We start from the raw sequence: 13,422 nt of genomic DNA on the forward strand, positions 1-13,422 counted from the left end.
ACCAACTGATTCGCCACCGCCCGATGCGGCACCGCCACACCCTTCGGACGACCCGTCGAACCCGACGTGAAGATCACATACGCCGTGTGCTCCGGCGCCGGAGACGCCACGCGCAACGGGACATCGACCGTCGAATCATCCTGCGGCACAAAGTCGTCGACGAACAGGACGGCGCGGTCACCGTCGGCCCCGAAGCCTTCGCCGCGCGTGGTCAGCACACACACCGGATCCGCGGTGCCGAGAATGTAGTCCGTCCGCTCCGCCGGCTGATCCGGATCCACCGGCACGTAGGCACCACCGGCCTTCGCGACCGCGACCATGCCGATCACCAGCTCCACGGACCGGCGCATACCGAGCGCGACCCGCTCCTCGGGAGCCACGCCGAGGTCGACCAGCTGCCGGGCGGTCGCGCCCGCCCACGCGTCGAGCTGCCGGTAGGTCCAGGTGCGACCGTCGAATTCGAGAGCCGGGGCGTCCGGGGTCGCGGCGACCTGCGCCTCGAACAACGACACCAACGTCGCCGACGCATCCACCTCGTGCGCAGTGTCGTTGAACGACTCCAGAATTCGCGACCGCTCCCCCGCACCGAGGATCTCCAGATCCCCGACCGGACGCGACGGATCCGCCACGATCTCCTCGAGCACCCGCACGAACCGCTCGACGAACGAAACCACCGTCGATTCGTCGAACAACGCGGTCGCAAAGGTCACGAAACCACCGATCCCCGCAGGAACCCCGGCCTCGTCGTAGGTGTCCTGCACGATCCAGTGCAGGTCGAACTGCGAGGTGTCGCCGGCCAGGTCGATGCCCTCGACGGTGACCGACGGCAGTTCGAGGGTGGTCCGGGCGAGGTTCTGGAAGGACAGGCCGACCTGGAACAGCGGATGCCGCGCCGTCGACCGCGCCGGATTGAGCACCTCCACCAGCCGCTCGAACGGCACATCCGCATGCGCGAACGCCTGCAGATCCGACTCCCGAACCGCCCCCAGCAACTCCTCGAACGAACCACCCGAACGCACATCCGCCCGCAACACCAGCGTGTTGACGAACATGCCGATCAGATCGTCGAGCTCACGCTCACCACGCCCGGCGATCGGCGTACCCACCGCGACATCCGACGTGCCCGACAACCGCGCCAGCAGCACCGACAACGCCGCGTGCACCACCATGAACAACGTCGCGTTGTGCGCCCGCGCCAACTGCACCAACCGCCCGTGCAACTCCGCCGGAATCTCCACACCGACCCGCGCACCGGCCACCGACTGCACCGCCGGACGCGGACGATCGGCCGGCAACTCCAACTGATCCGGCAACCCGGCCAGAGCGCCACGCCAGAACACCAGCTGCTGCGAGATGAGCGAGGACGGATCGTCCTCCGAGCCCAGCACCGACCGCTGCCACAACGCGTAGTCCGCGTACTGCACCGCGAGCGGTTCCCACGACGGCACGCCGCCGCCGATCCGGGACGTGTACGCGGTGACGAGGTCACGGACGAACGGCCCGCCCGACGAGCCGTCGGCGGAGATGTGGTGGACGACCGTGACGACCACGAAGTCTTCGGCGCCGAGCTCGAAAACCCGTGCGCGGAGCGGAATTTCGGTGGTCACGTCGAACGGCTGCCCGACGAATCCGGCCATCGCCCCGGCGATCGACGCCTCGTCGACGGTGACGACGTCCATTGCGACCGAGGCGCGTCCGGCAGGCAGGATCACCTGGACGGGCCCGTCGACGGTCTCCGGGTAGACGGTGCGCAGCGACTCGTGCCGCGCCACCACGTCGGCGACCGCCGCGCGCAGCGCCTCGACGTCGAGGGCTCCGCGGATGCGCAGCGCGGTCGGCAGGTTGTAGGCGGTCGAGTCCGGGTCGAACCGGTTGAGGAACCACATGCGGGACTGCGCCAGCGACAACGGAATCCGCTCCGGGCGCACCTGCGCCGTGAGCGCAGCGCGTCCACCGGCACCGGTGTGCGACTCGAGCCGGGCGGCGAGGGCCTCCACCGACGAGGCCTCGAACAGTTCCCGCACCGGAACGCGGACCTCGAGGGCGGCGCCGAGGCGCGCCGCGACCTGGGTCGCGATCAAGGAGTTCCCGCCGAGCGCGAAGAAGTCGTCGTCGAGACCGACCCTCTCGACGCCGAGCACCTCGCCGAACACCGCGGCGACGATCTCTTCCACCGGCGTGGTGGGGGCGCGGAACGCGCGGGTCTCGAACACGGGCTCGGGCAGCGCCTTGCGGTCGAGCTTGCCGGACGCGTTGAGCGGGAACGCGTCGAGGACGACGGCGGCCGCCGGAACCATGTACGACGGCAGACTCTTGCCGAGCCCGGCGAGCAGCGACTGCTCGTCGATGTCGGCGCCGGCCTCGGCGACGAGGTAGGCGACGAGCTGATCGCCGGTCGGGGTCGCGACGACCTGCACCGATGCGGACATGACGGTGGGGTCGGCGAGCAGGGCCGTCTCGATCTCGCCGAGCTCGATGCGCTGGCCGCGGAACTTCACCTGGAAGTCGGTGCGGCCGATGTACACCAGTTCCGGTGCGCCGCCGGCCGTGCGGGTCCAGCGCACGAGGTCGCCGGTGCGGTACATGCGATCGCCGGAGAGACCGAAGGGATCGGCGACGAATCGGTCGCTGGTCAGGTCGACCCGGCCGTGGTACCCGCGTGCGAGCTGGACGCCCGACAGGTACAGCTCACCCGCGACCCCCAGCGGGACGGGACGAAGCCGCCCGTCGAGCACGTACACCTTCGAATTCCACTGCGGCACACCGATCGGGACCGACCCGGCGTCGTCGAGCGCCGCCTGCCGGTAGGTGATCGACACGGCCGCCTCGGTCGGCCCGTACAGGTTGTGCAGTCCCGCCGACGAGACCGACGCGAACGCGTGCGCGGTCTGCGCGGGCAGTGCCTCACCGATGACGAACACGTCGCGCAGCGTCACCAGGTCGGCCGGGTCCGCGTACGAGACGAAGACGGCGAGCATCGACGGCACGAAATCGGTGACGGTGACCGACCGTTCCCGGATGGTGCGGGCGACGTATTCGGCGTCCCGGTGCCCGTCGGGTGTCGCGACGACGAGCGTCGCGCCGACCCGCAGCGGCAGGAAGAAGCCCCACAGCGACACGTCGAACGTGGTGGCGGTCTTCTGGAGATAGACGTCGGCCTCGGTGAGTCCGTATTCGCCCTGCATCCAGGCCATCTGGTTCGCGATCGCGCCGTGCGGAACCGCGACACCCTTCGGGCGTCCGGTGGATCCGGAGGTGAAGATGACGTAGGCGGTGTTCCCGGGACGCAGCACCCCGGTTCGCTCGCTCGCCGGGACCGGCGTGGCCGGCAGGTGCGCGAGGTCGAGGGTGTCGAGGTGCAGGACCGGGATGCGCTCGGGCAGCGTGAGATCGTCGCGCTCGGTGGTGAGCACGCAGACGGGTTCGGCGGCGTCGAGGATGTACTCGGTGCGCGAGGCCGGGTGGTCCGGGTCCACGGGCACGTAGGCGCCGCCCGCGCGGAGGACCGCGTACATGCCGACGACGAGTTCGACGGACCGGCGCATCGCCAGCGCGACCCGGGACTCCGGTCCGACACCGAGGGAGATCAGGTGCCGCGCAAGACGATTGACTTCGGCATCGAATTCGGCGTAGGTGAGTTCGCGACCCTCGTACACGAGTGCGGTCGCGTCGGGGGTCCGGGCGACCTGTGCGTCGAAGCCGTCGAGCAGCAGACGGTCCGCGATCGTGTGCTCGGTGTCGTTGCACGTGTCGAGCAGGACGCGGCGCTCGCCGGCGCCGAGGATCTCGAGGTCCCCGACGGTCACCGTGGGATCGGTGGAGACCGCGTCGAGGATGCGCAGCAGTCGCTTCGAGATCTCCACGACCGACGATTCGTCGAACAGCGCGGTGGCGTAGGTGAGCATGCCGACCATGCCGTCGGTGTCGCTGTCGGTGGCGAGGGTCAGCTGCAGGTCGAACCGTGAGGTCGTCGTGCCGGCGTCGAGCCCCTCGACGCGCAGGCCCGCGAGGTCGAGGTGGGCTTCCTCGAGGTTCTGGAAGAACAGCGCCACCTGGAACAGCGGGTGCCGCGACTGCGACCGGACGGGGTTGAGCACCTCGACGAGCCGCTCGAACGGCAGATCCGCGTGCCCGAACGCACCCAGGTCGGTCTCGCGGGCCTGGGCGAGGAGTTCGGTGAAGGTGGCTGCGGGCGAGACCTGGGTACGCAGCACGAGGGTGTTGACGAACATGCCGACCAGGTCGTCGAGCGCCTGCTCACCGCGGCCCGCGACGGGCGTGCCGATCGCGATGTCCTCGGTGCCGGACAGCCGGGCCAGCAGCACGGCGAGCGCGCTGTGGACCACCATGAACAGGGTGCCGTGCTGGGCGGCGGCCACCGCTTCGAGGCGTTCGACGAGATCCGCGTCGATCGGGAAGCGGTACATCGCACCGGCGTTCGACGCGGTCTGCGGCCGAGGACGATCGGTCGGCAGGGCGAGTTCATCGGGCAACCCGGCGAGCGTGTTCTTCCAGTAGTCGAGCTGCGCGGCGATCAGCGAGTCCGGATCGTCCTCGGAACCGAGGACCCGGCGCTGCCACAGCGCGAAGTCCGCGTACTGGACCGGCAGCGGTTCCCAGGCCGGCGCCGATCCGACGCTCCGGCCCGCGTACGCCGTGACCACGTCGCGGGTCAGCGGGGCCATCGACGAGCCGTCCGCGCTGATGTGGTGCACGACGAGAACGAGCACGTGTTCGTCCTCGCCGAGGGTGAACAAACGGATCCGCACCGGGACCGCGATGGTGACGTCGAATCCCTCGTCGACGAAATCGACCACGTCCGAGAGGATTTCGCCTGCGGTCGACGGAACGGGGATCAGTTCGTCGACGACCTCGGCGGTGGGGAGAACCACCTGGTGTCCGGTACCGTCGAGTTCCGGGTAGACCGTCCGCAGGATCTCGTGCCGCTCGACGACGTCGCCGATCGCCGCGCGCAGGGCCGCGACGTCGAGGTGGCCGGTGAGGCGGATCGCCAGCGGGATGTTGTTGACGGTCGACGTGGTGTCGAACCGGTTGAGGAACCACATCCGCTGCTGCGCGAGCGACAGCGGGACGACGGTGCCCCGGTCCTGCGGCACGAGCGGGACGCGCCCTGCCGCATCGCCGAGCGAATCGAGGTAGGCGGCGAAGGATTCGACGGTGGAGAACTCGAACAGGTCCCGCACGGGAAGGCGGGCGTCGACGACGGCGCCGAGGCGCGCGACCGCCTGCGTCGCGATCAGGGAGTTGCCGCCGAGTTCGAAGAAGTCGTCGTCGACGCCGACACGTTCGACACCGAGCAGGTCGGCGAACACGGCCGCGACGGTCTCCTCGGTCGGGGTCGACGGAGCGCGGAACTCCCTGGCCTCGAACACAGGCTCCGGCAAGGCCTTCCGATCCAGCTTGCCGTTCCCGGTGAGGGGGATCGCGTCGAGGGTCATCACCACGGAGGGGACCATGTGGGACGGCAGCGACCGACCCACGAATTCCTTGAGCGCGTCCTGGTCGACGACCGATCCGGCCGCGGGCAGCACGTACGACACCAGCGTCGTCACGCCGGTCGCGGACGTGTGCCCGACGGTCGCGGCGAACTCGACGGAGTCGTGCGCGGACAGCGCGGCGTCGATCTCCCCGAGTTCGATGCGGAAGCCGCGGACCTTGACCTGGAAGTCGCTGCGGCCGACGTACTCGATGACCGGCCCGGTGGGACCGTCGACCCAGCGCACGACGTCGCCGGTCCGGTACATGCGCGCGCCGGGCTCGGTGCCCGCGTCGTCCGTGAACGGGTTCGCGACGAAGCGTTCGGCGGTCAGGCCGTGACGCCGGTGGTAGCCGCGCGCGACACCCGGTCCGGAGAGGTACAACTCACCGGCGACACCCATCGGCGTCGGGTTGAGGCGGCCGTCGAGGATGTGTGCCGAGACACCCCGCAGGGCGACACCGATCGGCATCGGGCCGTCCGCCTCGAGCGGGTCGCTACTGGTGGAGATGACGGTCGTCTCGGTCGGCCCGTACACGTTGAAGAAGTCGCGGTCGCCGGCCCACTTCGCCATCAACTCGGTGGAGTAGGCCTCACCGCCGACCATGACCGCGCGCAGCGAATCCAGACCGGCCGGATCCATCGACGCCAGCGCGGCGGGGGTGATGAAGGCGTGGGTGACACCTTCCTTCCGCAGCAGCTCGGCGAGTTCGTCACCGCCGTAGACCGTCGGCGGCACGATGACCATGGTCGCCCCGGCACCGACCGCGAGCAGCAGCTCGAGGATCGACGCGTCGAAGCTCGGCGACGCGAAATGCATGGTGCGGGAGGAAGAGTCGATCTTGAACCGCTCGCGCTGCTCGGCCGACAGATTCGACAGGCCCCCGTGGGTGACCGTGACGCCCTTCGGGAGGCCGGTGGAGCCGGACGTGTAGATGACGTACGCGGTGTTGTCGACGGACAGCGAACCGACGCGGTCCGCGTAGGTGACCGGCGCCCCGGACACCGCCGCGCACTCGGCGGCCAGTTCCGCGCTGTCGAGAGCGAGCCACTCCACCGAGTCGGGCAGGCGGTCGCGGTGCTCGGTGACGGTGAGGCCGAAGCGCGAGCCGGAGTCGGTGACCATGTGCTCGATGCGGTCGGCGGGATAGGTCGGGTCCATCGGAACGAAGGCGGCACCGGTCTTCGCGACGGCCCACCAGGCGAGGACCGATTCGATCGAACGGGTCAATCCGAGCGCGACGAAGGTTTCGGGCCGTGCGCCGCGCGCGATCAGTACCCGCGCGAGGCGGGAGGACTGCTCGTCGAGCTCGCCGTAGGTCAGACGGCGGTCGCCGAGAACGACCGCGGTGGCCGTCGGGTCCATCTCCACGGCCGCGGCGAGCAACTGCGGGAGGGTCAGTGCACGTGTGCGGCGTCGACGAGCGGGCCTGCTGGAGCCGGTCCTGCGGCGTGCCCCACCTGCAGCCTTGGCACCGGTCTCGTCAGCCGTCATTCGTTAACAACCCCTCATGCCCAGGACAGGAGAACCTCGGTCGCAGCGCGACGCGGGGCTCTCTCGTCTATTGACCCAACAACCCGCTCCATGGTACGAGCCGGCGCTTCGGCGCCACATCCGGCTGATGCGTGCACGAAAGCGTCAACTCTATACCCTCGCGGCGCGCCGATTCGTTACACGATCGCGACCTGGAGTGCCCGGAACCCGGGCCGCCGCGCGGTCCGGGTTCCGGCCCGCGCGGCGGCCGATCGAGCTGCCGCTCCCCCTACCGGCCGCCGCCGGCGGCGGTGACCACGTCGGTGAACAGATCCGGACCGTCGGCGCCCAGCAGGTCCTCGTATCCGGGCTCCGGCTGCACGTCCACGAACACCATCGCCGCGAGGTCCTCGGGGATTCCGTCGTCGAACCGGGGCGCGCCGGGTGACCCGACGAACAGGTGCGTCACCCACTGATCGGCGAGCTCGTCCTCGAACGACTCCGCGCGTTCCTGCGGCGCCACCAGGGCGGCACCGGCAGTGGCGGCCACGAGCAGCTCGAGCACCGCGGCCTCCGAATCGGCGGGCCCGTGCGCGTGGGTGCGGGACTCGTAGTCGACGCCGGTGCGGGCCGCGAGCCGGGCGGCGGTGTCCGCCGCGGCCGCGTGACCGATCACCCGCTCCTCTTCGGTGCCGGCCGCGATCACGAACGCCGGGTCGTCGCCCCGGATCGGACGTGTCAGGTCCGCGTAGGTCACCGGGGTCCCGGACTGCGCCTCGATCGCCGCGGCCGCGTCCGGATCGTCCAGGACGATCACCGACGCATCGGCGGGGTCCCCGGCGACACCGAGCACGACGTCGAGCCCCGCCCCGCCGGACACTGCCCCGCCGGACACCGCCTCGTCGAGGAGGACGACTGCGGCACCGGTCTTGAGGACGGCCCACACGGCGGCGGTGCGGTCCACCGAGCGCGGCATCCGGATGCCGACCCGGCTTCCGGCGCCGATTCCGCGGCCGAGCAGGAACCGGGCCGCCCGCGACGACCTCGCGTCCAGCTCGGCGTAGGAGACCTCGTCCTCGCCGTCCGCGAGCGCCGGAGCCTCCGGGTCGGACTCGACGGTGGACATCAGCACCGACACCAGGTTGCGGGCCGTGGCCCCCGACTCGGATTCCGTGTCGGTGGTGCGGGACTGGAACTGTGCGCGTTCGGCGGCACCCATGATGTCGATGTCGCCGACGGTCACGTCGGGCTTGGTGACGACCGCCTCCACGATCCGGATGAACCGCTCGGCGAACCGCTCGACGGTGGAGGCGTCGAACAGGTCGGTGGCGTAGGTGAACCCGGCGATCAGCTCGTCCGGGTCGCCCGCGTCGTCGTAGGTGCCCTCGAGCGTCAGCATCAGATCGAACTTGGCCGCGACCTCCCCGGTGTCGAGGCCGCTGATCGTCAGGCCCGGCAGCTCGAAGGACACCGGCCGGAAGTTCTGCAGCGACAACATCACCTGGAAGAACGGGTGACGTCCCGACGACCGTGCCGGATCGAGAACCTCGACGAGACGCTCGAACGGCACATCGGCGTTCGCGAATGCCGACAGGTCCGTTTCCCGGGCGCGGTCGACGAGCTCACCGAACGACCGGGACGGATCGACGTCGGTGCGCAGCACCAGCGTGTTGACGAACATGCCGATCAGGTCGTCGAGTTCGGGTTCACCGCGTCCCGCGACACCGGTGCCGACCGCGATGTCGCGGCCGCCGGTGAGCCGTGCCAGCAGGACCGCCAGCACCGCGTGCACCACCATGAACATCGACGTGTTGTGGGCGCGCGCGAGTTCGGTCAGCCCGCGGTGCAGCTCGGGCTCGAGCGTGAACGCGTGGTACGCGCCCGCCATGGACGGCATCGCCTGCCGCGGCCGGTCCGTGGGCAGCTCGAGATCGTCGGCCAGTCCGGCGAGAGCCTCCCGCCAGTAACCGAGCTGTGCCGAGATCTGCGAGTCCGGCTCGTCCTCGGTGCCGAGGACGGCCCGCTGCCACAGCGCGAAGTCGGCGTACTGCACCGGCAGCGGCGCCCATTCCGGCAGGCGTCCCGCGGCCCGCTCGGTGTACGCGACCATGACGTCACGGGTCAGCGGACCGAGCGAGAAGCCGTCGCCGCTGATGTGGTGCATGACCAGCACGAGGACGTGTTCGGTCTCGTCGACCGCGAACAACCGGATCCGGACCGGAATCGCCTCGGTCACATCGAATCCCGCCGACGCCAGGTCTCGGACCCGGTCGGGCAGCTCGTCGGCGCCGACCCGCTCGGGGGTCAGGTCCGGCAGGGCGTCGGCGACCGGCAGCACCACCTGGTACCCGCTGCCGTCGCGTTCGGGATAGACGGTGCGGAGGATCTCGTGCCGGCCGATCACGTCGCCGACCGCGCCCTGCAGCGCCGCCACATCCAGCGTGCCGGACAACCGGATCGCCAGCGGGATGTTGTAGGACCCGGAGGCCGGATCGAACCGGTTCAGGAACCACATGCGCTGCTGCGCAAGCGAGAGCGGCACGATCTCGGGTCGCGGACCGGCCGTGAGCGGCGCACGGCCACCACCGCCGGCGAGCCCTTCCAGCCGGGCCGCGAGAGTCCCGACGGCCGGCGCCTCGAACAGTTCCCGGACCGGGACCGTGGTGTCGAGTGCCGCGCCGAGCCGAGCCGCGACCTGCGTCGCGATCAGCGAGTTGCCACCGAGATCGAAGAAGTCGTCGTCCGCCCCGACGCGGTCGACGCCGAGCACGTCCGCGAACACCCCGGCGACGATTTCCTCGATCGGCGTCGACGGCGCACGGAACGCCCTGGCCTCGAACACCGGCTCCGGCAGCGCCCTGCGGTCCAGCTTGCCGACCGGGGTCAGCGGGATCGCGTCGAGCGGGATCACGACGACCGGCACCATGTGCGCGGGCAACGAGGTCGCCGCGAACTCCCGCAGCGCGTCGGCGTCGAGGTCGGCGCCGGCGGCGGGGACGACATACGACACGACGGCGGTGCCACCGGTCGGGGTCTCGTGGCCGATCGTCGCCGCGAAGTCCACGCTCTCGTGCGAGACGAGCACGGCGTCGATCTCGTCGAGTTCGACCCGGAGGCCGCGGATCTTCACCTGGTGGTCGCTGCGGCCGACGTAGGCGATCTCCCCGCTCGGGGTCCACCGCACGACGTCACCGGTGCGGTACATCCGCTCGCCGGGTTCGCCGTACGGGTCGGCGACGAACCGGTCGGCGGTCAGTGCGCCGCGGGCGTGATACCCGCGTGCGAGCTGGATTCCCGAGATGTACAGCTCGCCGACGACACCGACCGGTACCGGGCGCAGCCGCGCGTCGAGCACGACCTCGCGCATTCCGCGGATCGGGCCACCGATGGTGATCGGGGCGCCCGGCACCGTCGGCTCCGAGATGTTCGCCATGATCGTGGTCTCGGTGGGGCCGTAGCCGTTGTACAGCGAACGACCGGGCGACCAGCGCGCGACGACGTCGGCGGGCACCGCCTCACCACCGGCGGCGAGGTGCTGCAGCGAATCCAGACCGGACGGGTCCATCGACGCCAGCACCGACGGGGTGATGAACGCGTGCGAAACCCGTTCGCGGCGAATGAGTTCCGCCAGCTCCGCGCCACCGAACACGCCGGCGGGCGAGATCACCATCGTCGAGGACGCGCCGAGCGCGAGCAGCAGCTCGAGCATCGATGCGTCGAAGCTCGGCGACGACACGTGCAGGATCCGGGAATCCGGTCCGGGACGGTAGCGCTCACGCTGCTCGACACAGAAGTTGTGCAGACCCGCGTGCGTGACCGAGACACCCTTGGGCTTACCCGTGGAGCCGGACGTGTAGATGACGTACGCCACCTGCTCGACCCGGGTCGGCAGGGGCAGTTCACCTTCGGCCACCGGAGTCGCCGCTTCCGCCTCGATCGCGGTCTGCAGCTCGGCGTCGTCGAGGACGAGCCAGTCGGTGACGCCGGGCAGCGCCTCCACGTGCTGCGCCAGGGTCAGACCGACCGCGGCGTGCGCATCGGTGACCATGTGCTCGATCCGGTCCGCCGGGTAGTTCGCGTCCACCGGGACGAACGCCGCCCCGGTCTTCGTCACGGCCCAGACCGCGAGTACCGATTCGATCGATCGCGGAATCGCGACCGCGACGAGCTGCTCGGCACCGACACCGCGCCGCAGCAGCACGCGGGCCAACTGCGACGAACGGGCGTCGAGCTCACGGTAGGTGAGCTCGCGATCCTCGCAGCGGACCGCGACCCCGTCGGGGTTCGCGGCGACGGCCGCAGCGATCAGCTCGCGCAACGTGCACGGCTCCGGGCCGGTCGGTCCGGCGTGCGCCAGGAGCCCGGCGAGCTCGCCGGGAGCGAACAGATCGGCGTCCCCGACGGCCCGCTCCGGGGACCCGGTCAGTGCGGCGAGCAGCCGCACGAAACGCTCCCCGAACGCGGCGACCGTCGAGTCGTCGAACAGATCGGTCGCGTACTCGAACATCGCGGGCACAGCCGCGCCTTCGTCCCGGTCTCCCGGGACGAGGGTCAGCTGAAGGTCGAACTTCGCGATGTGGGCGTCGGCCTGAACCGGCGCCACCGACAGGTCGCCGAGCTCGAACGTTCCCGCGGCCAGGTTCTGGAAGGCCAGCGCCACCTGGAAGATCGGCGAATGTGCCTGCGAACGGACGGGATCGAGCTCGTCGACGAGGCGCTCGAACGGAACGTCGGCGTGACCGAACGCGGCGAGGTCGCCTTCACGGACCCGGCGCAGCAGATCGGTGAACGACTCGGAGCCGTCGACGACGGTGCGCAGCACCGCGGTGTTGACGAACATGCCGACCAGGTCGTCGAGCGCGGCCTCACCGCGGCCGGCGACCGGCGACCCGATCACGATGTCCTCGGTACCCGACAGGCGTGCCAGCAGCACCGCGAACGCCGCGTGCACCACCATGAACGGTGTCGCCGACTGCTCGGACGCGAACCGTTCGACGGCGGCGAACACGTCCGCCGGCAGCTCGAAGCGGTGCGTGTCGCCGCGATAGGTCACCTGCGCCGGCCGGGGCCGGTCGGTGGGCAGGTCCAGCACGTCCGGGGTCCCGGCGAGGGTCCGGGACCAGTAGGCGAGCTGGGCGGAGATCAGCGATTCCGGATCGTTCTCGTCGCCGAGGACTTCGCGCTGCCACAGCGCGAAGTCCGCGTACTGCACCTCGAGCGGTGCCCACGACGGCGCCTCTCCCCGCGACCGGGCCGCGTAGGCGACCATCACGTCGCGGGCGAGCGGGCCCATGGAGAACCCGTCGGCGCTGATGTGGTGCGCCACGAGCACCAGAATCCGCTCGGCTGTGGACAACTCGTCGGAGGACAATTCGAGCAGCGCGGCACGGAAGGGCACCTCGGCGGTGACATCGAAGCCGGTACCGATCAATTCGGCGACCCGCTCGGTGACGCGCTCGGCGTCGACACGCTCGACCCGCAGCACCGGAGCGTCGGCGACGGGCAGCACGACCTGCTGTCCCACGCCGTCGAACTCCGGGTAGTAGGTACGGAGCACCTCGTGGCGGGCCACGACATCCGAGACCGCGGCGGTGAGTGCCGCGACGTCGAGCGCTCCGCTCAGCCGCAACGCAACCGGAATGTTGTTCACGGCCGTGCCGGAATCGAAACGGTTCAGGAACCACATCCGCTGCTGCGCCAACGACAACGGCACCCGCTCCGGACGCGGACGCGCCGTCAGCGCCACCCGCGCACCGGAACCGGCGTGCGACTCGACCGCCGCCGCCAGCGCCGCCACCGTCGAGGCCTCGAACACCGACCGCACCGGCACCTGCGCATCCAGCGCCGCACCCAGCCGGGCCGTCACCTGCGTCGCCACCAGCGAATTACCGCCGAGCGCGAAGAAGTCGTCGTCCAAGCCGACCCGCTCGACACCGAGCACCTCGGCGAACACACCCGCGACGATCTGCTCGATCGCGGTGACCGGGGCTCGGAAGGCCACGGCCTCGAACACCGGCGCGGGCAGCGCCTTCCGGTCGATCTTGCCGTTGATGTTCAACGGCAGCGCGTCGAGCACCACCCACGCGGTCGGCACCATGTACGACGGCAGCTCCCACGCCGCCGACTGCTTCACCGCATCGAGGTCGAGCTCGCCGTCGGGCACGAGGTAGGCGACCAGCTGCTCGCCGAGATGCGCGTCCTCACGAACCACGACGACGGCCTGCGCCACCGAATCCTGGTTCCGCAGAACCGATTCGATCTCACCGAGCTCGATCCGGAAACCACGCACCTTCACCTGGAAATCGGTGCGGCCCAGGTAGTCCAGCGAGCCGTCCGGCAGCCAGCGCACCAGATCACCGGTGCGGTAGAGACGACCACCGTCGGGGTCTGCGGCGAACGGATTCGCCACGAACCGATCCGCCGTCAACTCCGGCCGACCGAAATACCCCCG

2 protein-coding genes are annotated in these 13,422 nt (G+C 70.4%); both read right to left on the reverse strand.

Features of this window, described 5'->3' with window-relative positions; translation table 11 throughout:
• A partial coding sequence (locus ACWDUD_RS30055) for an amino acid adenylation domain-containing protein (RefSeq protein ID WP_450111698.1) occupies window positions 1-6,992 on the reverse strand: 6,992 nt, incomplete at its 3' end.
• Window positions 6,993-7,260: 268 nt separating this feature from the next.
• Window positions 7,261-13,422: amino acid adenylation domain-containing protein (locus tag ACWDUD_RS30060; protein WP_450111699.1), on the reverse strand; the 6,162-nt coding region annotated here is incomplete at its 5' end.

It is taken from the genome of Rhodococcus sp. NPDC003382 (genome assembly GCF_053589135.1).